Below are 24,233 nucleotides of genomic sequence, written 5' to 3'. Positions count from 1 at the left end.
TTGGTTACAAGCCCAATTGTAGTTCAGCGGTCCAACGCTCCGACACTCATCGCATTGACTGTTTAGGTGGACAAATTTGCTCTGCCGGTGGACTGCCGGTCAACTGCCGGCGCATCCAATCACCCTTTTACCGCGCCGGCGGTAATGCCTTGAATGACGTGTTTTTGCAGAACCAGGAAGAAAGCCAGAATCGGTATCATGCCCATGACCAACGCCGCAAGGGCCAAGTCCCACTGCTTCAAGTATTGCCCGAACAGCGAGTTCGTCGCGAGTTGGATCGTCTGAAGCTCCGGCTTCTGCAGAATGAGCAGTGGAAGCAGGAAGTCGTTCCACATCCACAAGCTTTGCAGCACCATCACGGTAATCGTCATCGGCTTCAGCAGCGGGAAGACGATCCGCCAGAAGATGCCGTACGGGTTGCAGCCGTCCATGAGCGCCGCTTCTTCGACCTCGAGCGGAATCGATTTCATGAATCCATGATACAGGAAGATCGAGAAGGAAACGCCAAGACCGGTGTAACACAAAATAATACCGGGGATGCTGTTCAGGAAATGAAGCCAGTTGCCGACCTTCACGAGCGGGATCATGACCGCCTGGAACGGAACGACCATCGCCGCGACGAACAAGGAGAACAATAACCGGTTGATCCTCGTCGGACGGCGCAGCAGCCGGTAGGCCGCCATCGAAGCCACGACGATCATGCACAGGTCGCTAAACAATGTAATCAGAAGCGAGTTTCGGAAGGCACGCGGGAAATTCAACACCTCCCAGGCTCGCTTGTAGTTGTCCCAGGTGAAGCTCTGCGGCAAGCCCGACGTATCCGCGAGCAGCTCGGCGAAACCTTTGAACGAGTTCGCGAGGACGAAGTAAAAGGGTGCAAGGAATAGTAGCGCCAGCAGCAGAACGACGATTTCGACCGAAAACCACTTGATGCCGTACGATCGCTCTCCCATTACATCTCCACCTCCTTCTTCTTCGTGATCGAGACTTGGACCATCGTAATAACCGTAACGACCACGAAGAATATGACCGCTTTCGCCGTACCGAGTCCATATCGGTTGCTCTTGAATGCCTCGTAGTAAATGTTCATGGCGACCGATTCGGTCGACTTGTACGGTCCGCCCTGTGTTAGCGAGAAGTTTAGGTCGAACGACTTGAACGCCCAAGAAATGCTGAGGAACAAGCAGATCGTCACTGCGGGCATAATCAGCGGCAGCACGATATGGCGCAAAATTTGCAGCCCCGACGCACCGTCGATCGCGGCCGCTTCCATCATATCGCTCGGCACGTTCGTCAGCCCGGCGATGTAGATGACCATCAAATAGCCGGCCCCCTGCCATACGCTGACGATAACGAGCCCCCAGAAAGCCGTCGTCTCCGTTCCGAGCCAGAATAGGTTAAAAAATCCGATATCGCTTGCTTGTCCGATCGCGGAGAAGCTTCGCGTGAAGATAAACTGCCATATGAAACCCAATAACAAACCGCCAAGCACGTTCGGCATAAAAAAGATCGTCCGCAGCATGTTCCGCGATTTCAGCGGCTTCGACAATAAATAGGCGATAATAAAGCCGATCACATTACTAAGAAGCACGACGGCAACGGTGAACCGGGCCGTAAACCAGAAGGAACGTCCAAAGTCGGGGTCGTCCGTCAGTATCGTCTTGTAATTCTTCAGTCCGACCCAATCAATCTGGCTGGATACGCCGTTCCAATCGGAGAATGAATAATAAATACCGAGCAAGAACGGGAGCACCATGACGATGGCATACACCAACAGGGCAGGACCTACAAACACCGACTGTTGGATCGGCTCAGAGGTCAACCATCTTTTCATAACAAGCTTCCTCCTATCTAGGATGTGTGAAGTACCTTTATTGTATAGAGGGCATGAAACGATTCCCACTCCCTAATTTGAGAAGATAGGTGGACGATTTTGACTCGGCGATGTTAGAATATGAAAACGCTAACAAGAGAGAGGCGGGATCGGAATGCGATTGCTGACAACAAGCGTGCGCTACAAACTGATTGCGCTAATGCTGATTTCCATAGTGGTACCCATTGCCGCATCGATCATCGTCACGCACGTGTATACGAAGGAATCGGTGAAGGAACGGTCGATCGAAGAGAACACCCGGCTCATCTCCGAGGGCAAAACGAACATCTCCAATTACCTGGACGTGGTGAGCAACGCTTCGTTGACTCTGTATTCCAATACGACGATGGAAAACATCTTAGCGAAAGGCGTCGCCGACAATAAAGACCGATCTTACGTCTATACGGCGCTCCAGCTTGTATCCAAAGCGGCGAACAATATTTATCAGGTTTATCTGTTTCTCGATAACGGGCAAAACGGCTTCTTGATGAATGCCAACAATTTCGCATACGGGCATGCCGAAGCGCTGCCGAATATAACGGATATTTCCCCTTACGGCGCCATTACGATACCGACTCACCCGAGCAACAATTACGGCGTGCAGCAAATCAAGCCGAACAAGGAGGAGCTTGTTTTTTCGATTTACCGCCCACTGTTCCGCGTTCCGACCTCCGAGCGGATCGGATTGCTGGCGATCGACGTGCAAGTGGAGGCTCTTCGCGAACTGACTGCGCAGCTTTATAATCCACAGCAGGAAGACCTCTACATTATCGACGGCGATGGCACCATTATTTTCGCTTCGGACGGCGAAGCTATCGGCGAGCGGCCGGAACACGCATGGATCGATCGCATCTTCGAAAGAGAAGCGGCCTCGGGCAGCATGGAGAAGGACAAATCCGGCTACGACGGCATCCTTCTTTACGATCAAATTCAAACGCCTTACTTGGACTGGACAATCGTCAAACGTATTCCCGACCAATACCTGTCCGCGCAGGCGAATAAACTGACGATGATCAATACCGTCATTGCCGTGCTGTTCTTATCCGTGGCGACCGTGGCCGTTCTCATTGTCTCGATCCGGTTCACGAACCCGATCAAACAATTGATCCGCAGCATCAACAAAATCCAAACCGGCCAGCTTGAGGAGCCGATCGACATTGTCCGGAACGATGAATTCGGCATCTTGGCCACGCGTTTCCGTACGATGATGAATACGATCAATGAGTTGATTTTCCGGGAGTACAAGCTGAACTTGGCCAACAAGACGACGCAGCTCAAAATGCTGCAGGCGCAAATCAATCCGCATTTCATCAACAACGCGCTGCAGTCCATTGGTGCTTCCGCTCTGGATAACGACGCTCCGGAAGTATACAACCTTGTCTCCTCCCTTGGGCAGATGATGCACTACAGCATGAATACGAAAGAAATGATCGTCCCCTTGTCGCAGGAGCTCGATTACGTCCATCATTATTTGCTGCTGCAGCAGCAGCGCTTCGACGAAAAATTGAAAATCGAGTATGCGCTTGACGAAGGGGCGGGATCGGTTCCGATCCCGAAGATGATCATTCAACCGCTCGTCGAAAACTACTTCAAGCATGGCTTTCACATTTCGCAAAATACCGGCATGCTGAGAATCGCTACGACAATAACGAACGGCATGCTGCGCATTACGGTCGAAGATAACGGCAGCGGCATCTCCGAAGAGCGGCTCGGCGCCATCCAAACCGATCTGTCCGGGATCCGGCACGAATCCGCCGATAGCGGCGACCGGATCGGCTTGATGAACGTCATGTACCGGCTTCACTTGCACTACGGAGAACAAGCCGCCCTGCAGCTCGAGCAGAACGAACCTCGCGGTCTCCGAATAACGATGACTTTGCCTATTCCGCAGCAGGAGGAGATGACGCCATGAAAGCATTAATCGTCGATGATGAAAAGCATGTCCGAAAAACCGTTCTTAAGCTCGTCGATTGGGAGGCGTTCGGGTTTCAGACCGTACTGGAAGCCGAAGACGGCTCCGAGGCCGTCGCGCTCATTCAGGAGCATCAGCCCCAGCTTGTCATAACGGACATGATGATGCCGATGAAATCGGGAATCGAGCTTATGGAATGGATGGAGCAGAATGCCGTCGATTGCAAAAAAATCGTCATCAGCGGCTTCAACGATTTCGAGTTCGTTCGGCATACGGTCAAATTCGGGGGAATCGACTACTTGCTCAAGCCAATCGATCGCAAGCAGCTGCATGATGCCGTGAACAAGGCGGTCTTAAGCTGGAAGGAAACGAACCGGGAACGGCTCCAGTATCAGGAGAAGAATATTGAGGTTAACGAGATGAGGCCCATGTACCGCGACAAGCTGTTGTCCCGGCTGTTGTCGGACGCGGCTGCGGGCAATGCGCCGGCTCCCGGAGAATCGTATATGCGCGAATTTCCGCAGCTCATCGGCATTCGGTCTTGCCGGGTTGCCGTTCTCGACCTGAATACGCTGCAGCAGCCGATCCGCGACAAATACGCCGCCAGCCTGGATCTGCTTTTCTTTTCCCTGCTCAATATTTGCAGCGACTTTCTGCAGCCCGCAGGTCGGGGCATTGCTTTCCGCAATTGGAACCGGCCGTTCGAAATCGTCATTCTCCTATGGGACGAGCCCGATACCGCGCCGGATTGGCTTCGGAAGATCGCGAACGGAATCGAAAGGACGCTGCAAAGCACCGTGGAATTTGGCTTAAGTACGTCCGGCTCGGTCCTGAGCGAGCTTCATAAGTCGTACACCCAAGCGTCCGACGCGCTGGGCAAACGTAATTTGCTCGAATCTGGCCAGCGTATTCACGAATACAATCCGTCGTCGCCTTGGCGGATCGGCACGATTCGTTTCGGCAAACACGAGGAAAAAATACGGCTAGCCGTACGCAGCGGTAATCCGGATCAAATCCGGCATGTGCTCGGGGAGTGGTTTCAAGCGATTGGCGAGATGAATCATATCTCGATGGAACAGCTGAAGATGTGGTGGGATGAATTTAATGCGGCGCGGGCCGGCTGGGTCGAGGAATTTTTCCTTGGATACGACGGCGCGCAGCCGCAGCCTACGGAGAATCGTCCGTTCATCGTTCCTCTGGATGCGTCCGGCCGGCTTTCTTTACCCCTCCTCCAGCAGGTGTTCGCCGACAGCTTGATCGAGCTCTCGAAAATGTTTGTTTCCATGCAAACGCTGAGCAGCAACCCGATGCGCGAAATTGCCCGTTATATCGAGGCGCATTATACGCAGGACATTACGCTGCAAGATATTTCGGCACGGTTTCATCTGAATCGAGAATATATATCGCGTAAATTCAAAAGCGAGTTCCAAGAAACGCTTATCGATTACGTCAATCGCATCCGAGTCGAGAAGGCGAAGATCCTGCTCCTGAATCCGCATTTGCGCATGACGCAAATCGCGCAGATGATCGGGTACCACGACGAAAAATATTTCAGCCGCGTCTTCAAGAAGCTGACGCAGATGACGCCGAACGATTTCCGCAAGGAGAAGATGCTCAAGGACGGGGAGTAGCCCGAAGAACCAAACCGAGGACAACCAAGGTGAAACGGCTATCGCCGTCCTTTGGTGGCGTGGCGCGTTTCATTCCGAGAAATAGAAGCCCAGTATAGTGAAAACTTATACTTTCTTATATTTCAAAAAACGGTCCCAAGAGCGCTACCCATCGCCCTTCGGGACCGTCCGTTATTGAAATACCGCAAACTTCAGCTGCTGTTCCTTCAAATAATCGATGATGTCAGGCAGCGCGTCTAGCGTTGCCTTCTTCTCGTGCATGACGTAGATGCCGCCGGATGCGCCCAGCTCCTTGAAGTAGCGGACGATGTCATCGGGCGTCTCCGCCTTCCAGTCCTGCGGATCGCGGTTCCACATGAGCATCTTCATGCCCAGCTCCGTCGTCGCAATTTCTAGCTCGTCGTTCATGGCGCCATACGGTGGCCGGAAGACGGAGATCTGCGCGGTGCTGATCTTCGCTATCGCTTCGTTCGCTTTTGCGATATTCGCGGACATGTCTTCCATCTTCGCGTGCGCAAGATTGTTATGATCCCAGGAATGATTGCCGACGGCCATCCCTTGCTCGGCCGCGTAGCCCGCTTCCGCGGGATAACGCTCAACGTGTTTGCCGACGAACAAGAACGTGCCCGCCACGCCGCGTTCCCGGAGCAGATCGACGATCGCCTTCGTATAATCCGAAGGACCGTCGTCGAACGTCAAGGCCACGTAACCTTCCGGCAAACTATAGAGAGGCGCTTCGCCGTCCAGCGTAATGGACTCTACAAGCGTCTCGACGTCTGCCGGCTGCTTGGCCGCGGTCGCATCGGCTATTCCATCCGCTGGAGTCTGCGGAATCACCGCATCGATTTCATTGGCCGACACCGTATTCGCTGCGGTTCCCGAAGCAGAGTCAGGCGACGAAGAAACCGCGCCGCCCTGCTTCGCGCCGGCTCCCGCTCCTTCGCTGACGATAACTTGATGCTCGCTGAGCGCTTTCGCGTCGTCGATATAGAGCTGCCCTTCGACCTCGAACCATACGAGAAGGAACATGCACGTCAACATGAGAAGCCGAAGCGTGCCGATCGCATAACGGCCGGAGCGCAAGCGAAGAGCCGTCCCCATCTCGCCGATGGAGCCAAGCGGAATCCGGAACGATGCCGCTGCCACGGCTGCCACGCCGCTAGCCGCCAGCCGAGGTGCAGCCGCTTCTTGTTCGGCCGTTGCGCCAACGGCTTCCCCGCGTCTCCATTCGCCAAGCATCGTTTCGTAGGCGACGGAACAATCGAAGTAATAGTTTTCACTGCTCGTTTTATTCAACTTAACGAGCGAGCTGTAATATGTACGCCGGAACGGATCGTATTTCGCATAAGGAGATAACCGTACGCGCTCTGCCGATAAGGGATTCAGCTTCGACAGCTGAAGATACGTCTCTTCATCTAGCTCGACTTCGAGCTCCCGCAGCTTGCCGGCTTGTCCGCCATCCCGCTCCACGCCAACTTTGATGATGTAGCGGCCCTGCTTGTCCTCTAGCGCCAGCAGCTCAATCGTCTGCAAGGAATCGGCCCTCATCGTTAGCCTTCTCTTCCGATCGGCGCGGACATCCGGTTCGTGAAGTCGCTGATCATGTTCGCGAGATAGACCTTCTCTTGATGCGTCGTCTCGTACTTCTGCTTCAGATGCTGGTGTTCGACGTCTTGTCTGCCGATCTTCTCCTCGAGTTCATGAATCCGCTTGTTCTTGTCCGCCAAAGCATCGTTATGTTTGCCTTGCAGCGATTCATACTTTTGCTTCTCCAGCTCGATGACGCTCTTCAGGTCTTCGATTTCTGCGGTCAGTCTTCTCTCCAGCTCTCTGTAGTCCTCCGCGACTTGATCGACCTTCATGTTTTTGTCGACGATCTTCTGCTCCAGCTCGAGAATGCTCTTCTCCCGCTCATCGATCACCTTCGTCAAATGTTTGACGTCGCGATTCAAGCGATCGATATTGCCCCCCGCATGCGCAAGCCGATCTTGAAGCTCGCCATTCTGCATCTCCGTATGCTGTTTGGCCTGAATCATTTGTTCTACGGCGAGCACCAGGTCGAGAGACTTTTTGTCCATTCTGGACTTTTGGATGAAAATCGATTCCTGAGGTGATTGGGCCGTCTCGGCGGACGGCTCCGTAGGACCTGCTGAAGCCGGTTCCTGCTTCGCTAGTTCTTGCGACCGATCCTCCTGACTTTCCTGGGTACCCTTCTTACGAAAAAAAGGGGAAATCATAGGTTATCATCACCTTTTCAAGGATTATGTAGGAAAATGTCGAACTATTTGAATCTATTATAAAAGATAATTGCGCTTTGTTAGTGGGACTTTGTATCCAATTTCAAGAAACGGAACTTTTGAACTACTCTGGCCTATGTTTAGGACTTTCATGATTATCCCGTCGCATATATTATGAAGTAGCCACGGCGTCGGCCTCCGCTTGTCGGGACTGCCGCCGCACCTAACCCATGATTCAAGGAGGAATTCCTGATGCATCACTATTCCGGTCCGTCAAAAGAAGAAAAAACCTACGGCATGCTATGCCACCTGCTAGCGTTCAGCACGTTCATCATTCCGCTCGGCTCCGTGCTCGGTCCGCTCGTCATCTGGCTCATCAAGAAAGACCAGTCGCCTTACGTCGATGCGCATGGCAAGGAATCGCTGAACTTCCAGATCAGCATCTTCATCTATGGCATCATCGCAGGCATTCTCTGCTTCGTGATTATCGGCTTCTTCCTGCTAGCCGCCATCGGCATCTTCTGGCTCATCGTCGTCATCATCGCTTCGGTCCGCGCGAACGAAGGAAGCTTCTACCGCTATCCGCTCACCATTCGATTCTTCAAATAAACAACGCAAGCAGGCTGTCCCGCGTTCGAGACAGCCTGCTCTACTGTTATGCGCACGGCCTTGCCGCCGAGCCTGCCCGCTACTTCGGCAGCTGCGCCGCATACCGCTTCCGCAGCGCATGCAGCTTCTCCAGCTTATCCATGCCTTCTCTGCCGCGACGCTGGGTGACGGCCACCGTCAACGCTTCGACGATCGCTACCGGGGCCGTCATGGAATGGAAACCCTCCAGCTTGCCCCGATCCAGCTGCAGCACGTAATCGCTCTCCTCCAGCATATCCGAGAGGAGCAGATCCGTGATGAGCACCGTACGATACCCCGCTTCCCGCCGATGGTCCAGCAGGACAGTCAGCTCCGGCGTCCGCTTCACGAACCCGAAGAGTACGACGCAGTCCTCGGATCCCGCGTGCATGAGCCCCTCCAGCAGTTCGCTACCGCTCGCCGCCAACCGCTGCGTCTCCAAGCCGATGCGCTCCAGTCGGAAGGCAAGCAGCTCCGTCAAGAAAGAAGCTGCCCCTCCGCCATGCAAGTAGATCTTCCGCGCGGCGTGAAGCGCCTCCGACGCTCCGACGAATTGACCTCGCTCAACCCGCTTCGCCGTCTCGGCCAGGTTCGAGGATGCGATTTCGATTAATTCGCCCACGATGTCGGCTTCGATATGCTCGACCTTGTTCAGAATATGCTCCATCTTGCGCGCGGGCGTTGCCTGGCCGCTCTGCCCGGCCTGCTGCAACGCTTTCTTGAAATCCTTTAAGTTCTGATAGCCGATCGCGCGCCAGAATCGGGACACGGTTGCCGTGCTGACGCCGACCTTCTCCGCGATCTCTTCATCCGTGCAATATGGAATACGCTGAAGCGCACCTGCAATATAGTTGGCGATCGCCTGCTGGCTCCTCGATAAGCCGCTTACGTCCATTTGAAATTGAAATCCCGTCATCTGCATGCGACCCCCTCCGTCTCCGCTTTCGTTCGTGGTCCATCGTCCTGGATTGGTGCCAGTATATCACGCGATGAAAGGACATGAAAGATATTTTGCATAATTTCATATTTGCAATTTAATTTACAATAGTCACAAATCGCGTTAACGATGCCCTAACAGTTCACCCCTATATTGAAGGAGAAGTGAACCTAGATTAGGGAGGAAATCCAATGCTTTCTGCGCAGAAGCGCCGATACGAACTTACGCAATCCCAGAAACTGATGGTGTTCATCTTGTCGATGTCGCTATACGGCATCTCCAACATGTTCTCCGAGCTTATCCCTTCCATTCAAGTGGGACCGATCGAGCTCAAAGTGGAGTATTTTGCTTTCATCCCCCTCACGCTCTGCATCCTATTCCACCCGCTCTATGCCGCGATCGGCGCCTCCTTCGGCGAAGTCATCTTCGGCGAGCTGCTGCTTGGACAGTTCGGCGGTCTGGGCGAGCTGGAGAAATTCATCGTGTTCACGCTTGGCATGTACATAGCCGGAATGCTGGTCAGCGATCCGTGCAACCGGAAGCAGCTTGCCATCGCTTCATTCGCAGCGGTCGGCATCTGCCAGCTGCTGGGCGCTCTCGTCGATATGGGCAAAGTGTGGGTCGGCATCGAAGATCTCGAGACGCTGCCCGGCATTCCGGAGAGCATCCTGCTCATCGAAGGCATCGGCTTCCTGAACGCGATGGCCATAACGGGCGTTTTCTTCTCCCTTCTGCCTGTTCTGTATCTCGTACCGCGCCTTTATGGTAAAATCGAGCCGCTTCTCGGCATGAAGCCTCGAGACGGCCGCATCCCCATCAAGTTCGGAGAGGTGCTGCGTCCGCGGCTCGTCATCACGGTCATCCTGCTCATGGCTTTGGCCACCGCCGCGGAATTCATGTCGGAATCCGACATCAACTTCGCCGTCTGGGAGCCGGAGTTCTTAGAGCAATTCGGCGGAGGTTTCATCTGGGTATCCATCGGGGCGGCACTGCTCGTGTTCGTCGTCACCTTGATCGCCATGACGCGCGGCAAGAAGCAAGCCGTCTCCGCCCCCCGGGACGTGAAGCAATGATCGAATCACCGGATCGGCAAATGTTTGCGACGGAGGAGCCGCCGGCGGCGGCTCCCATCATCCGTTTGCGGAATGTAAGCTTCCGTTACCCGGGTGCGGAGAATCCTTCCTTGCGGAACGTGAATCTCGCGATCGAGGCAGGGGAATTCATTGCAATCGCGGGCACGAACGGGAGCGGCAAGTCTACCCTGTGCAAAACGTTGAACGGCCTCATCCCCCACTATTACGTAGGCGACCTGGAAGGCGATATCGAAGTTGCCGGGTTATCGGCAGGCATGGAATCCGTCTCAACGTTGTCGAGGAAGGTCTCTTACGTCTTCCAGGATTTCGAGAATCAGCTGGTCCGCCCGACCGTCTACGACGAAGCGATCTTCGCTCCCCTCAACTTCGGTTATCCGGATTACAAGGATCGCGGCGAGAGAGCTTTGGCCATGCTAGGGCTCGAACATTTGAAACACCAGTGGATCTGGCAGCTGAGCGGCGGTCAGAAACATCTCACGGCATTGGCCGGCGCAATGTCGCTGGATCCGGACATCCTGATCGTCGACGAACCCGTCGCGCAGCTGGATCCTTACCACGCGCGCCTGATCTATGAGAAGCTGAAGCTGCTGAACGAACGCCACGGCAAAACGATTATCGTCATCGAACATCATACCGAGTTCATCGCCGATTATTGCAGCAAAGTCGTCCTTATGGACGGCGGCGAAGTCAGATGGATGAAGCCCGTAAGCGAATCGTTGTCCGCCGTGGAGGAGCTGGCCGCGCTCCATATCCTGCCACCGCAGGTCACGCTGGCCGCGTATGCCGTAAATCCGCAAGCTCGGCTTCACCCCGTCACGCTTCGGGAAGGCGTCGACTACTTCCGCCAGCACAAGGCACGCTTCGATGCGAATGTTCGGCTTAGGATTATCAGCGAGGAAGAGCCTCACGACAACCCGCCGACCGCCGACGACGATAGCAATCCCGATAAGACCAGCCATGCGCTTGTCCAGATCGACAACGTCTCTTACGGCTACAAAACCATTACGAGAGAGCGGCATCCTGTCATCCGCCAATTATCGCTGCAGCTAAATGTTGGCGACCGCGTGGCCCTCGTCGGCAACAACGGCGCCGGCAAGTCGACGCTGCTGCGGCTCATCTCCGGGCTTCGCAAGCCGAATGAAGGGCAATTAACGGTGTGCGGCCATCCCACGGCCCGAGTTACGCCGGAGAAACTCGCGGACTTCGTGGCCTATATTCACCAGAATCCGGAGGAAATGTTTATTGAAGATACCGTCCGCAAGGACGTGGAATATTTTTTGAAAGCGCGGAAGTCGCTAAATGACCCGACATTCATTGACGAAATCATGTCGCGCATGCGCCTAACCGGCCTGCAAGAGAGGGACGGCCGCCTCCTCAGTGGCGGACAGCAGCGCCGCGCGACGCTTGCGATCGGCCTTGCGATGCTGCCAGAGGTGATGCTGCTCGACGAGCCGACCGCCAGCCTGGACGCTGCCAGCCGCAGAGAGCTCGGCGCAATGCTGACGGAGCTTCAAGGCCGCGTCAAGCTTAGCGTCATTGCGACGCATGATATGCAGCTTGTCGCGGAATGGGCGACTCGCGTCATCGTGCTGCATCAAGGCACCGTCATCATGGACGCGGACCCGCAGACGTTATTTGGAAATTCCGCGTTGCTTCAGCGAGCCGGGCTTGTCCCGCCGCAGATTACGACATTGGCTTGCGAGCTCGGCATACATCCGGTGCCGCTCTCCGTCGATCAGTTCGTCGACTGTTTATCGCCAATGCGGGCATCGAGCGCCAAACCAACCGATGCATGGAAAGGAGAGTTGCCGTATGGAAGCCTTAAAACGATCGATGCTCGATAAGCTCAGCGTCGAGCAAGTGAAGCTGGAGCTGATGCGGACCGCCTTCGGCCGCCAGTCCACCTTCCTGTCCCGCTTCGATCCGCGCATGCTGATCCTTTGGTACAGCTTCTTCGCCGTCGCGCCATGGTTCATCCACAATAAGGTCATCCTGCTCGGGATGCTTCTGCCGATGATCGTACTCACTCTCTCTTCCAAAGTAAGCCCGCTCGTGCTCATCATTATGGGCATCGGCCTGCTCAGCGAAACGATGTATATCGTGCTGACCTCGCTCTTGTTCGGCGGCAGTCTGGGAGGCGTGTTCTCCATGCTCGCTTTGACGATGAAAATTCTCGTCATCACGCTCGCCAGCGTCGCCGTCTTCTCTAGCATGGATCCCGAGAAGCTGAGCGACGCGATGCTGAGCCTCGGCATGCCCGCGCAATTCAGCTTCGGCGTCTCCTACGGCTACCGGATGCTGCCGATTCTGATCGAGGAGTATCACAACTTGATCCATTCCTATCGTCTTAGAGGCAAGTCGCCGGAGAACAAAGGTTTTCTGCGCTGGCGTTCGATCTTGTACATGATTCGGCTGTCCATCATCGCCTTCTATCCACTCATCCTCAATACGGCGAAACGGACGCGGACGACAGTTGAAGCGCTTGAGGTCCGCGGATTCACGTATTCGCTCGTCAGCCAAGAGGCGAAACGACTCAAGCTCGCCTATTTGCGGGTGACCGCATCCGACTACGCGTTCCTCGGGTTTACCGTTCATTACATGGCCGGATTGTTTGTGCTCGGACATTATTTCACGATCCAATAAACAGAAACGGAGAGCCTGACATGATGACAATGAACATCGATCTGCATACTCACGGCAAGTTATCCAAAAAAACCGAGTTCTCGCTCGACTACTTCCTGTCGATGGTGCGGGAAGCGAAGGACAACCGTCTTGATGCCGTTGCGCTGACGGAGCATTTTAATACGCGAAACTTCTTCGATATGTTGGATCAGCTCGACGCCAGCTTCGATTATCAAGGGGACTACTACCTCGTGGAGGGGCTTAAAGTATTCAGCGGCATGGAAATCGACGTGCGGGATCGCGGACATATTCTCATGATCGGCAACCGCGAGCTCATCCGTTCGCTTCGCTTCGGGCTGGAGGACCACGTAGAGAAAGACCGTTTCATCCCCCTCGCCGAGCTGCTGGACCGTACCGAAGGCATGCCTCTGCTTCGCATCGGCGCCCATCCGAAGCGTGAGAGCACGCCGCTTACGCATCATGCGCCGGAGCTGCTCCGCCGATTGGACAGCTTCGACGTCAACGCCAAGGATCTGTACGAATATGGCAACGGTATGGCCGATGAAGTAAGGGAGCTGGCGAGCGCGCTTGGCCTGCCCGTCACGGCCGGCAGCGATTCGCATCAGCCGCTGCAGTTCGGCAGCGTGATTAATCGGCTGCACGAGCGCTGCGAGACGGCGGAGGAGCTGCGGGCACTGATCCGCGCCGGGCGATACAGCCTCGATATTTCGCCTTGCCTAGACGTGAAGGTGAAGGCCGCCCAGATGATGAAAGAACTATTAAAACAATCCATGATTGTCGCTTAACCACCCGCCCTGCTCCGCAGGCTTTCAAACGCAAACAACCCCGCCGCGCAGCAACTGCTGCACGGCGGGGGTGTTGTTTGTAATCGATTCGCTACCTCTCGTGGATTACATGCCCGCAGGGGCGCTGAACAAGCCCATCAATTGTTCCAGCGTTATGGTATCCGTCGGCAGCTCCTCGAACGCCGGCGACTTGCCGATCTCCGAATATTCCCCCGAGAACGAGACGCCAAGCTTTGTCTTCTGACCGCTTTCCGCATCTGTCATTTCAAGACCAAGCTTCCCACTCTGATACACCATGTATTTGTCCTTGATCGCGCCCGTCATCTCGAGCGCGTTCACTTTCAGGTCATTTTGCAGGACGTTAAGCAGCTCCGTCTTGTTGGTCTCCCAGTCCGCCTTCGCCTTCTCCAGATCGGCCTTCTGCACCTGCAGCGCCTCCAGGTAGGCTTCGTTCGCGAGCAGAATGTCCAGCACTTGCGGCAGAACGTCGTTCACGATCGTCTCCACCGTCTGCGGATAGTTCTCCTCGGTAATGGCGAACTTCACGATTTGATCGGCCTTCATGCCTTCCGGCAAGCCTGCATCGGCGGCCTTCACTTCACTGAAGTACGTTTTCTCGTCAAAATGCTCCAGGACCGCCTTGGACAGCTCCTGAGCAAGCTTCTGCTGCGCGCCCGGATCAATGTTCAGCTCCGCGCCTTGCTGCTTGGCAAGCTCCTTCAGATCGATCGCGACGTACTTCCCTTTTGTTTCTTCCGGCAGCGGAAGCATCGGGATTTCCGGCGGCTTCACGTACAGCATATCTTTGGTCATGATCATCGGAATGGCAACCTTCATCTCCATCATTCCCGGCAATACGAGCTCCATATTCATATCCATGCGCATTGGATCCTTCGCATAGACCGCATCCACGTTAATGATCGCGTCTTGGAACATGCCAGTCAGGCTTGCCATCGGCAGACCGCTCGCTTCGGCCTCCGGTACCGCAGGCAATTCCAGCTCGTCAAGCTGAATGTTCATGGCCAGCTTATAGGAGTCCGCCTCCATTGTCTTCATCATGGCTTCCTGCAGCGCCGCTTTCGGCGGCGTATTGTTCGTACATCCGGCAATGATTAGCGTAAGTAAAATAAGTGCGATAAACCCCAAACGCCCAGCTTGTTTCATGATTCCCCTCCATTTATTTTTTTGTCAGCACCTCCATTTTATACGAAATTTAGGAGCATTAGAAGTAGACAAGCCGAATCGGTTCGTCAGCAGATTGTTCCACCGCGCGTTAATCATCCTGGAGCGCGAAGCCCGCGCATAAGCAAAGCCCGATCCAGCATCGTTTGCTGAACCGGGCTTTCGCCTTTTAGCCGCCTACTACCCTTGCCGGTTGTTATGGCTTACATGATTATGCTGCTTCGTCTTCTTGGAGCCTGACAAAGGCGCTTGCACGCCGTTCCCATCGCGATCCTGACGATTTTTCTGATTATGGGGTACGCTATCCGGTACCGGATATCTTTCTGGTTTTGACATCGCTGCTTCCTCCCAAAATTAACTTCGCTGATGCTCCAAATCCGACGGTTGGTCGAAATTGAGCGAGTCCTTATGTCGGCGGTCGTTTTTGTCCTGCTGCAGTTGCTGCGCATGATGGCTGTTTACCGGCTCCACATCCAACGCTTCAACGACGTTCGACAGGTTTTTATCCGCAGAGCCTTTCGCTTTGGTCATGTCCCTTCACTCCTATGCGTGTGTTAGCGACTGCAACGCCTGAGCGCATTCATGAATATGCCGCTTATAATCATGGATAAGCTGCTGAATCGGATCCGTCCGCTCGTCGATCGCGACATTATCCTTCTCCACGTCGATCAATTCCACGGCCACTTCCCGGCTATCCACATACGTTACTTTAAAATCAAACTCATACATCTGATGCCCTGCCGAATGAATCGTCACTCGCAGAGCGTCAGGGTCCGATTCGTCCTTCTGCACGTCGCATCGGTCGGAGGCGTTCATGGTCTCCGGAAGCGTGCGATGCCATGCCTCCGCAAGCTGCTGCGGATCGATACGAAGCTCATCTGATTTGGCCATCACTGATAGCACCTCCACAAGCTTAAGATGCGAAGGAAAGCCTTCTTTTATTCTGCGCGAGGACGCAAAAAAACCGTCAAGGCAGCTGCTGCCCTGACGGATCTCGTTTGAAATAAACTGGCGGAGAGGGTGGGACTCGCTCCGTCGCACCGTGACCTAATGAACGGTCACGGGAATGCGACTATCACGCCGGGGCCTACGAACATGCCTTTTGGCATGTTCGCTTAACGGCCCGTTCTCATCCCACCTCGCGCCTTAATGGTAGATTATTCATAACTGGCGGAGAGGGTGGGACTCGAACCCACGTGGGCTTGCGCCCTAACGGTTTTCAAGACCGCCCCGTTATGACCGCTTCGGTACCTCTCCACATGTAAGCGTAACAGAAATCATTGTACCATAGGACAAAATTGATAAGCAACTTCTATTTTGCCCCATGGTACGCTTAACCATTCCTTGAATCTTTATTTCGCCGAAATGACCGATACGCCGCCCATGTAAGGCCGAAGCGCCTCAGGGATCGCGACGGAGCCGTCCTCTTGCTGGAAGTTCTCCAGAATAGCCGCGACCGTGCGGCCTACCGCCAGACCGGAGCCATTCAGCGTATGGACCAATTCCGGCTTGCTCTTCGCTTCCCTGCGGAAGCGAATCGCGGCGCGGCGCGCCTGGAAGTCCTCAAAGTTCGAGCACGAGGAAATTTCGCGGTACGTGTTCGCGCTTGGAATCCATACTTCGATGTCATAGGTCTTTGCCGACGTGAAGCCCATATCGCCCGTGCAGAGCGCAAGCACGCGATAAGGCAAGCCAAGCAGCTGCAGCACCTTCTCGGCTTCATTCGTCAGCTTCTCGAGCTCGTCGTACGAATCCTCCGGCTTCACCAGCTTAACAAGTTCAACCTTGTTGAATTGGTGCTGGCGGATCAGACCGCGCGTATCGCGACCGGCCGCGCCCGCCTCGGAGCGGAAACACGCGCTATAAGCAACGAAGTTTTTCGGAAGATCTTCGGCGTCGAGGATCTCGTCGCGATGGATGTTCGTAACCGGCACTTCCGCCGTCGGGATCAAATAATATTCAGTATCCTTCAGCTTGAACAGATCCTCTTCGAACTTCGGCAGCTGACCGGTGCCAACCAGACTGTCCCGGTTGACGATATAAGGAGGCAGTACCTCTTCATAGCCATGGTTGTCACTATGCAGGTCCATCATGAAGCTGATCAAGGCGCGCTCCAGACGGGCGCCTAAGCCGCGGTAGAACGTGAATCGTGAGCCCGTTACTTTGCCAGCGCGCTCGAAGTCCAGGATACCGAGCTCGGTAGCAATGTCATAATGGGCTTTAGGCTCGAAGCCGAACGCCGGCAGATCGCCAACGCGGCGAATCTCCACATTCTCTTCTTCCGATCCGCCGACAGGTACGCTCTCGTGAGGTATGTTCGGAATCGACAGCAGGATCTGCTCTACCGCAGTCTCCAGCTCGCGCAGCTCGTCGTCGATCGCTTTGATCCGGTCGCCGACTTCGCGCATCTCCAGAATTAGCGCTTCGGCGTCGCCGCCGGACTTCTTTAGCTTGGCGACTTCCCCGGAGACGACGTTGCGGCGGTTCTTCAGCTGCTCGGTCTCGCCGATCATCTCCCGGCGCTTCACATCAAGCTCGGTGAATCCCGCTACAAGCTCAAGCGATGCGCCACGGTTCTTCAATGCTTGTTCGACCTTGGCAAGGTCCGAACGCAATACTTTAACATCTAACACGTTCCGTTGCTCCCCTCATAAGGAGTAGTCTCGTCTATCGTTTCTTTTCGAATCCGGTTTCGCTTACGCCTTCGAACCCGCGGCAGCGGCTTCCTTCACCATATCCACGAAGTAGGCATGCAGCCGGTAATCATCCGTCAGCTCGGGATGGTAAGATGCCGCGAGCAGCGTACCTTGCCTTGCCGTAACGATCTCGTCGTTATAGGTGGACAAGACGTCTACCTGCGGTCCGACCGACTTGATCAGCGGCGCGCGGATGAAGACGGCGCGTACGGTCTCGTCGATCCCTTTCACGGGCAGATCCGTCTCGAAGCTTTCGCGTTGACGGCCGAACGCATTGCGCGCTACCGTCATATCCATCAGCTTCAGATGGGCTTCTTCTTGCCCTTCGATCTGATCCGCAAGCACGATTAGCCCCGCGCAAGTACCGAAGATCGGTTTGCCCTGGGCAGAGAAAGACCTGATGGCTTCCATGAAGCCGTACTTACGCATTAGCTTGCCGATCGTCGTGCTTTCTCCGCCCGGAATAACCAGGCCTTGCAGCTCGTCAAGCTCCTCGGTTCGCTTGACGGCTACCGCTTCCGCGCCGGCCGCTTCCAAGCTGCGAATATGCTCCGCAACAGCGCCTTGCAGCGCTAGAACACCGATTCTCATCTCTGATTCGCCTTCCTTTAAAGGACCGGCCAAGCCTCAAGGGCTTGGCCGGCTGCATAGTGATTAGATTCCGCGGTCCTGCATACGGGAAGCGGCATCCAGTTTGGAAATTTCGATGCCTTTCATCGGCGTGCCGAGGTTTTTCGACACTTCCGCGATCAGCTTGTAGTCTTGATAATGAGTTGTCGCTTCGACGATCGCGCGAGCGAACTTCTCGGGGCTGTCCGACTTGAAGATGCCGGATCCTACGAATACGCCGTCAGCGCCCAGCTCCATCATAAGCGCCGCGTCGGATGGCGTCGCTACGCCGCCCGCTGCGAAGTTAACGACCGGCAGCTTGCCGCTCTCGTGAACGCCGAGCAGCAGCTCGTAAGGAACGCCAAGCACTTTCGCTTCGTGGTACAGCTCGTCCTTCGACAACGCTTGTACCTTGCGAATTTGACCATTGATCAGACGGAGATGGCGAACGGCTTCCACGATGTTGCCCGTTCCCGGTTCGCCTTTCGTGCGAAGCATGGCCGCGCCTTCCTGGATCCGGCGGAGCGCTTCGCCCAGGTCCTTGGCTCCGCATACGAACGGAATCGTAAATTCGTTTTTGCTAATGTGGAACACTTCATCCGCAGGGGTAAGCACTTCGCTCTCGTCGATGTAGTCAACGCCCATCGATTCGAGAACTCTCGCCTCGACAATGTGGCCGATACGCGCTTTCGCCATGACCGGGATGGAAACGACCTTCATGACCTCTTCCACGATTGTCGGGTCGGCCATACGGGCAACGCCGCCTGCCGCGCGAATATCCGAAGGCACGCGCTCAAGCGCCATAACCGCCGTCGCGCCTGCCGCTTCCGCTATTTTCGCTTGCTCGGCGTTCATAACGTCCATGATGACGCCGCCTTTTTGCATCTCTGCCATACCGCGTTTTACGCGCGATGTACCTGTCTCCATCTGTTTCTTCCTCCTATTAGTCATCCATTCTGGAATGTATGATACCGAAGTAGTACTAACCACTTATTTTACAGGAATGCCGTTCAATCGACAAGCCTATAATCCTTGCGAATAGGTCGGATTAATGATAACCAAAATGAATTAGAACAGATCAAGAATGCTGTTGAACAGATTCGAGAAGAAAGCACCGATGGCGCGGAAGAACAGCTTGAACCAGCCCGCTTTTTCCGCTTCCTCTGTCGTGACCAGATTAACCGTGTAGTTCAAATCCTTGCCGGTCAGCTTATCCTTGTACGTGTACGTCACCGTGCCGACCTTCGTACCGGCCGCGATCGGAGCCACCAACTCGCTCTCCGGCAATAGCTCCGACTTCGTCATAGAGATCTCCGGTTCGACGCCCTTCTGCACCATGAACGTAATGTCTTTCTCCGTCACGACGGGAACCGACTTTTGAACGCCTTTCTTAATCTTGACCGTTTCGAGCGTTTCTACCACGGATTTTGGCGGAAGAACCGTTTTCTTCTCAAAAGTGGCAAATGCGTAATTATACAGCTTCGCCGTTTCGTGGAAACGCGTATTTTTTGTGCTCGTATCCATCACGACGCTAATGTAGCGCAAATCGCCGCGTTTCACCGTTCCGGTAAAATTGTAGCCGGCAGCATCGATAAATCCGGTTTTCATGCCATCCACGCCTTCGTAGGCTAGGAACCTCAAGCTATCATTGTTTACATTCGCACCAAGCATGTAGTTAAAGTTGATCATCGGCTTTTCGTCGCGTTCGCGGAACTTGTAATCCTGAATGCTGGAATACTCCAAGAACTCAGGATGCTCCTGCAAAATAATTCGAGCCAGCTTCGCCATATCGCCCGCGGACATCACCGTCGTGTCCTCAAAGCCCGTTACGCTCGTGAACACGGCGCTCTTCAGGCCGAGTTTGTCCGCTGTTTCGTTCATCTTCTGGATGAAGGCATCCAAGCTGCCGCCGATGTAAGAAGCCAGCGCTTTTGTTGCGTCGTTGGCCGAGCCAACCGCCATTGCTATATATAAGTCCTTAACGGAATGCTGATCGCCCTCCGCAAGATAAATCTGCGACTCGGATGGATCGGTATCCGCAGCTTCCGGACTCACCGAAATAACCTGTTCCCACGTCAGTCGTCCCGAAGAGATTTCTTCAAGAACAATGTACTCCGTCATGAGCTTCGTCATGCTTGCAATCGGCAAAGGTTGATCCGGATTGACCTCGAACAACACTTGACCGGATTCCGCTTCGATAAGTATCGCGGATTTGACTTGCAGTCCCAGTGAATTCTCCGTGCTTGGCCTATTGTCGAAACCTACAGCAAGCGCAGTGGATGCGCCAAGCGACGACACCGTTACCCATACTGCAAGGCAAGCAGCGATGACTGATAACAACCGAACCGGCCTTCCCATTACTTTCACACTCGTTTCCCCATTTCCCCATTGGTTTATCCGCTCATAATTGTAACATAGGAGAGAGGCACAATTAAACCTCTTATGCCTGGAGCCGGATGAGGATTCCTTCATCCAATTTTAGGGCTTTGCAAAATAAAACCAGACATCGCAGCCGTTGCCGGCTAGCTCTGTCTGGTTTCGAATCCCGTTCGACGGGTTTTCTCTTAAATGGGTACTACAAAGAGTAGTTTGGCGCTTCCTTCGTGATTTGAACGTCATGTGGATGGCTCTCGCGCAGCCCGGAACCGGTAATGCGCACGAACTGCGTATCGTTCTTCAGCTCTTCGAGCGAAGCCGTGCCGCAATAACCCATGCCGGAACGAAGTCCGCCAAGAAGCTGATGAACGGTATCGGCGAGCGGTCCTTTGTAAGGAACGCGTCCTTCGATGCCTTCCGGAACAAGCTTGCTCTCGTTCTCTTGGAAGTAACGGTCCTTGCTGCCTTCCTTCATCGCGCCGATGGAGCCCATGCCGCGGTATACCTTGAAGCTGCGGCCTTGGAAAATTTCCGTCTCGCCCGGGCTCTCCGCCGTGCCGGCGAACAAGCTGCCGATCATGATCGCGCTCGCGCCCGCCGCGATCGCCTTCGTGATATCGCCGGAGTACTTAATGCCGCCGTCCGCGATAATCGGAATGTTATACTCCCGAGCTACGGATGCGCAATCGTAGATCGCCGTAATCTGCGGAACGCCGATTCCCGCGATAACGCGGGTCGTACAGATGGAGCCCGGCCCGATGCCGACTTTGACGACCGAAGCGCCTGCTTCGATCAGGTCGCGCGTCGCTTCGCCCGTCGCCACGTTGCCCGCGATGATCGTCAGATCCGGATAAGACGCGCGAATTTTGCGAACCGCTTCGATAATATTGATATGATGGCCGTGAGCGGAGTCGACGACCAGTACGTCGATGCCGGCATTCACTAGCGCTTCCGCGCGATCCATCGTGTCCTTCGAAATGCCAACCGCTGCGCCGCAAAGCAATCTGCCTTGCGTATCTTTCGCGGCATTCGGGAATTGAATGGCTTTCTCGATATCCTTGATCGTGATGAGACCCTTAAGCGTGTTCTCCTCATCCACGAGCGGAAGCTTCTCGATCTTGTGCTGCTGAAGAATGCCTTCCGCCTCTTGCAGCGTTGTTCCGACTGGCGCCGTAACAAGGTTCTCGCGTGTCATGACTTCGCTGATCTTGATCGAATAGTCATGGACGAAGCGCAAATCGCGGTTGGTCAGAATGCCGACGAGCTTCTTGTCCTGATCCACGATCGGTACGCCGGAAATGCGGTATTTGCCCATAAGCTCTTCGGCATCATAGACATGATGATTCGGAGTGAGCGAGAATGGATTCGTGATAACGCCGCTCTCCGAACGTTTCACGCGGTCGACCTCTTCCGCTTGCTGCGCCACGGACATGTTCTTATGAATGATGCCGACTCCGCCTTCACGAGCAATCGCAATCGCCAAAGCGGCTTCCGTTACGGTATCCATGCCTGCGCTGATGAGCGGGATGTTGAGCTTGATGCCTGCGCTTAAACGAGCGGAGATGTTGACTTCTCTAGGCAGTACCTCTGATTTGCGCGGAACAAGCAATACGTCGTCGAACGTAAGCCCTTCTTTAGCGAATTTCGTTTCCCACACGAGTAATTTCCTCCCTTATTTTCAGTGCCTCTCAAATATATTATTGCAATATTAGCAGAGGGGGTAGGGGCTGTCAAGGCTGGTTGGAAGGCGATAAATCCCACTTTTCCACCCTTTTTCCGAATACGGAAAGTTCCCAATCTTCAGAAAAAATCAGGGAGGTACGTCGTTCGTTCGGGTATTCGCGCTTGTAAGCGATTTATTGTTTCGGGATCGCCTTGAATCCGCTTTGAACCCGATAATTGGACTCCGGAACGGTAGCTTAACATCAGCATCGTTAATGCGCCGATATCCGTCCGAAGAATGGAATTTTCGCCGAACCCGCCAGTGTCCAGCTCATTCGCCGTAACCGACGCCTGGCCGGACGACGGGATCTTCACGCGGAACGTTTGGTTGTTCCATGGGGCATGCTCATCCGCCACTTGAACGGCGAACTCTGTCGCTTCATCTTGAGGCAAGAACGGATATTGCTCAAGGAACCCTTTCACATCCACGATGCGCGCCATGAAATACGGTACCACCTCCTGCTTGATCCGAGGATCCGGCAGATGATCAATCAGCGTATCGTCGATCGGCGCCGTTAACGTCACCTTCTCGACCATTGAATCGTGCTGCGCAATGAAAGTCCACAGGGCGGTTCTAGCCTCTTCGTTAAGGTAGACAAGCTCATCCACCTTCAACTCCTTCTTCGATACTTCATATATGATATAACCTTGCACAATATCTTGGCTGTCACGATAAGCCGCAATCTTCGCCGGCTTCTGTACGTTGATGCGGTAGTTCCACCATTTCTCCGTTCTCTTCAACGTGCCATTGTAACGTGCGGCGAAAGTTTCGTACGGCTCATACAACGAATCGTAGCCGATCACCCGTTCGATGCGCCCTGGGCTCGCCGTGCGCGGAGGCAACTGCTGGGGCATCAGCGTATACAACTTATTCTCCGTGTAAGGTGCCCAGCCAAATTTCTGATAAAAACCGAACGCGAACGGGTGTAGAAACGACAATGTTTGCCCCTTCTTATTCATCTCGGCGAGAGCATGGACCAGCAGCTTCCCGACAAACCCTTGCCGCCTGTACTCCGGCCAAGTCGCCACGGCCGCGACGCCTCCCATCGCAAAAGCTTTGCCCGCTATGTACGTCTCCAGCTCCAGCACCACGGCCTGTGCCGCGAGCCGATCCTCTACGAATACGGCCCACCGATCGGAAGGCTCGTCCTCTGTCCTCTTCCTGATCTCCTCCAGCTCTTGCGGCGATCTTACGAATTGAAACGCAAACTGCGCCAGTTCCATGCCCTCTTCGAACCGGTCCATCTCCAGTCGGTCGATGCGTATATTCTGCTCCATATCCATCCTCCTCAGCCATATTCGATATACCCGATACTTTAACATGACCACATAATGGTAGCAATAACACAATCGTTTTATTTGAACTTTACCTGTAAAGCAATACTGCCGGAGCGTCAGATACTCTCCCGAAGGGGGAGTGAAGCTAAGCTGCGAAATAAAAAAAACAAGATCGTCCGTGACAAAAACGGCAGGTCTTGTTTATCTTTGCTTGTATCTTTGCTTGTATCCTTGCTTGTATCTTTGCTTGTATCCTGGCTTCCGTGAGTAGCGACGTCCATTCCGCACCGGGGATGAATAAGCTACGAAGCATATTCATCCCCGGTCGGCGTCTAACCCTTCCTCTAAAGGCCGGGTCCCACATCGTCGAATTGCTTCGATCAAACGGGTTAGACACTCTCCCAGACGGGAGAGGAACGTCGCCCGGGGACTTTGGGATGGAGGACTACGTCAATCCCAAAGTTCCCCGAACGCACAAAAAACCTGCCGCAGTATTCTGCGACAGGTTATTCGTGCTTGGCGACGTCCTACTCTCCCAGGACCCTGCGGTCCAAGTACCATTGGCGCTGGAGGGCTTAACGGTCGTGTTCGGTATGGGAACGCGTGGTTCCCCTCCGCCATCGCCACCAAA

Annotated in this window: 22 protein-coding genes, 1 tRNA gene and 1 rRNA gene; 7 read left to right on the top strand and 17 right to left on the bottom strand. The window is 54.5% G+C overall.

Annotated elements, in window-relative coordinates; translation table 11 throughout:
- Window positions 1-119: 119 nt before the first annotated feature.
- Both RB620_RS22445 and RB620_RS22440 read right to left on the bottom strand, forming a co-directional pair.
- Window positions 120-953, bottom strand: coding sequence for a carbohydrate ABC transporter permease (locus RB620_RS22445; RefSeq protein ID WP_308098275.1), 834 nt, complete (start codon window positions 951-953; stop codon window positions 120-122).
- On the bottom strand, window positions 953-1,834 hold the full coding sequence (locus RB620_RS22440; protein ID WP_308098273.1) for a carbohydrate ABC transporter permease: 882 nt from the start codon (window positions 1,832-1,834) through the stop codon (window positions 953-955). Before RB620_RS22440 ends, RB620_RS22445 begins: the two co-directional genes overlap by 1 nt.
- Window positions 1,835-1,988: 154 nt before the next feature.
- Here RB620_RS22440 and RB620_RS22435 point away from each other — a divergent pair, with 154 nt between their 5' ends.
- A complete protein-coding gene (locus tag RB620_RS22435; protein WP_308098271.1) occupies window positions 1,989-3,785 on the top strand; it encodes a cache domain-containing sensor histidine kinase in 1,797 nt (598 codons plus the stop codon).
- A complete protein-coding gene (locus RB620_RS22430) occupies window positions 3,782-5,416 on the top strand; it encodes a response regulator (RefSeq protein ID WP_308098269.1) in 1,635 nt (544 codons plus the stop codon). Before RB620_RS22435 ends, RB620_RS22430 begins: the two co-directional genes overlap by 4 nt.
- Window positions 5,417-5,587: 171 nt before the next feature.
- Here the strand turns inward: RB620_RS22430 and RB620_RS22425 are convergent, their stop codons facing one another.
- Window positions 5,588-6,964 (bottom strand): polysaccharide deacetylase family protein, encoded by a 1,377-nt coding sequence (locus tag RB620_RS22425; RefSeq protein WP_308098268.1) that lies wholly within the window; start codon window positions 6,962-6,964, stop codon window positions 5,588-5,590.
- A gap of 2 nt (window positions 6,965-6,966) precedes the next feature.
- Window positions 6,967-7,653, bottom strand: coding sequence for a hypothetical protein (locus RB620_RS22420; RefSeq protein ID WP_308098267.1), 687 nt, complete (start codon window positions 7,651-7,653; stop codon window positions 6,967-6,969).
- Between the two features lie 252 nt (window positions 7,654-7,905).
- Here RB620_RS22420 and RB620_RS22415 point away from each other — a divergent pair, with 252 nt between their 5' ends.
- Window positions 7,906-8,262: a DUF4870 domain-containing protein gene (locus tag RB620_RS22415; RefSeq protein WP_308098266.1), complete on the top strand. Its 357-nt coding sequence runs from the start codon at window positions 7,906-7,908 to the stop codon at window positions 8,260-8,262.
- 79 nt (window positions 8,263-8,341) lie between these two features.
- On the opposite strand, the gene RB620_RS22410 is transcribed toward RB620_RS22415, so the two are convergent.
- On the bottom strand, window positions 8,342-9,196 hold the full coding sequence (locus RB620_RS22410) for a MurR/RpiR family transcriptional regulator (RefSeq protein WP_308098265.1): 855 nt from the start codon (window positions 9,194-9,196) through the stop codon (window positions 8,342-8,344).
- A 212-nt stretch (window positions 9,197-9,408) separates the two neighbouring features.
- Here RB620_RS22410 and RB620_RS22405 point away from each other — a divergent pair, with 212 nt between their 5' ends.
- The 4 genes from RB620_RS22405 to RB620_RS22390 are packed head-to-tail and all read left to right on the top strand — an operon-like array spanning window position 9,409 to window position 13,739.
- Complete coding sequence (locus tag RB620_RS22405) at window positions 9,409-10,290, top strand: DUF8171 family membrane protein (protein ID WP_308098264.1); 882 nt, start codon at window positions 9,409-9,411, stop codon at window positions 10,288-10,290.
- A complete protein-coding gene (locus RB620_RS22400; RefSeq protein WP_308098263.1) occupies window positions 10,287-12,155 on the top strand; it encodes an ABC transporter ATP-binding protein in 1,869 nt (622 codons plus the stop codon). The genes RB620_RS22405 and RB620_RS22400 overlap by 4 nt, the downstream gene beginning before the upstream one ends.
- Window positions 12,124-12,954, top strand: a complete 831-nt coding sequence (locus RB620_RS22395) for an energy-coupling factor transporter transmembrane component T family protein (protein ID WP_308098261.1) — start codon at window positions 12,124-12,126, stop codon at window positions 12,952-12,954. The genes RB620_RS22400 and RB620_RS22395 overlap by 32 nt, the downstream gene beginning before the upstream one ends.
- 20 nt (window positions 12,955-12,974) lie before the next feature.
- Window positions 12,975-13,739, top strand: a complete 765-nt coding sequence (locus tag RB620_RS22390; protein ID WP_308098259.1) for a PHP-associated domain-containing protein — start codon at window positions 12,975-12,977, stop codon at window positions 13,737-13,739.
- Between the two features lie 105 nt (window positions 13,740-13,844).
- Here RB620_RS22390 and RB620_RS22385 read toward each other — a convergent pair whose 3' ends face one another.
- The 12 genes from RB620_RS22385 to rrf form a co-directional block, all read right to left on the bottom strand.
- Window positions 13,845-14,903 carry a hypothetical protein gene (locus RB620_RS22385; RefSeq protein ID WP_308098256.1) on the bottom strand — a complete coding sequence of 353 codons (1,059 nt, stop codon included), beginning with the start codon at window positions 14,901-14,903 and terminating at the stop codon, window positions 13,845-13,847.
- A gap of 198 nt (window positions 14,904-15,101) precedes the next feature.
- Entirely contained in the window at window positions 15,102-15,257 is a 156-nt protein-coding gene (locus RB620_RS22380; RefSeq protein WP_308098254.1) for a small acid-soluble spore protein P, read from the bottom strand.
- Window positions 15,258-15,275: 18 nt separating this feature from the next.
- The gene (locus tag RB620_RS22375; protein ID WP_308098252.1) at window positions 15,276-15,452 is read right to left on the bottom strand and encodes a hypothetical protein; all 177 of its coding nucleotides are present in this window, start codon (window positions 15,450-15,452) and stop codon (window positions 15,276-15,278) included.
- A gap of 12 nt (window positions 15,453-15,464) precedes the next feature.
- The gene (locus RB620_RS22370; RefSeq protein ID WP_308098250.1) at window positions 15,465-15,812 is read right to left on the bottom strand and encodes a hypothetical protein; all 348 of its coding nucleotides are present in this window, start codon (window positions 15,810-15,812) and stop codon (window positions 15,465-15,467) included.
- Window positions 15,813-16,089: 277 nt separating this feature from the next.
- Window positions 16,090-16,178 (bottom strand) — tRNA-Ser (locus tag RB620_RS22365).
- Between the two features lie 95 nt (window positions 16,179-16,273).
- Complete coding sequence (gene serS / locus RB620_RS22360) at window positions 16,274-17,554, bottom strand: serine--tRNA ligase (RefSeq protein ID WP_308098248.1); 1,281 nt, start codon at window positions 17,552-17,554, stop codon at window positions 16,274-16,276.
- A 63-nt stretch (window positions 17,555-17,617) separates the two neighbouring features.
- Window positions 17,618-18,208, bottom strand: coding sequence for a pyridoxal 5'-phosphate synthase glutaminase subunit PdxT (pdxT, locus tag RB620_RS22355; RefSeq protein ID WP_308098247.1), 591 nt, complete (start codon window positions 18,206-18,208; stop codon window positions 17,618-17,620).
- Window positions 18,209-18,271: 63 nt separating this feature from the next.
- A complete protein-coding gene (gene pdxS / locus RB620_RS22350) occupies window positions 18,272-19,153 on the bottom strand; it encodes a pyridoxal 5'-phosphate synthase lyase subunit PdxS (RefSeq protein WP_108991719.1) in 882 nt (293 codons plus the stop codon).
- Between the two features lie 141 nt (window positions 19,154-19,294).
- Window positions 19,295-20,584 carry a D-alanyl-D-alanine carboxypeptidase family protein gene (locus tag RB620_RS22345; protein WP_308098365.1) on the bottom strand — a complete coding sequence of 430 codons (1,290 nt, stop codon included), beginning with the start codon at window positions 20,582-20,584 and terminating at the stop codon, window positions 19,295-19,297.
- 217 nt (window positions 20,585-20,801) lie between these two features.
- Window positions 20,802-22,259, bottom strand: coding sequence for an IMP dehydrogenase (gene guaB, locus RB620_RS22340; protein WP_308098244.1), 1,458 nt, complete (start codon window positions 22,257-22,259; stop codon window positions 20,802-20,804).
- Window positions 22,260-22,402: 143 nt separating this feature from the next.
- Window positions 22,403-23,602: a GNAT family N-acetyltransferase gene (locus RB620_RS22335; RefSeq protein ID WP_308098242.1), complete on the bottom strand. Its 1,200-nt coding sequence runs from the start codon at window positions 23,600-23,602 to the stop codon at window positions 22,403-22,405.
- 514 nt (window positions 23,603-24,116) lie between these two features.
- A 5S ribosomal RNA gene (gene rrf, locus RB620_RS22330) occupies window positions 24,117-24,233 on the bottom strand.

The organism is Paenibacillus sp. LHD-117 (assembly GCF_030929555.1).
Lineage (GTDB): Bacteria > Bacillota > Bacilli > Paenibacillales > Paenibacillaceae > Pristimantibacillus.
Note: the sequence above shows the minus strand (reverse complement) of the source record. Positions and strands in the feature narration are given on the sequence as shown.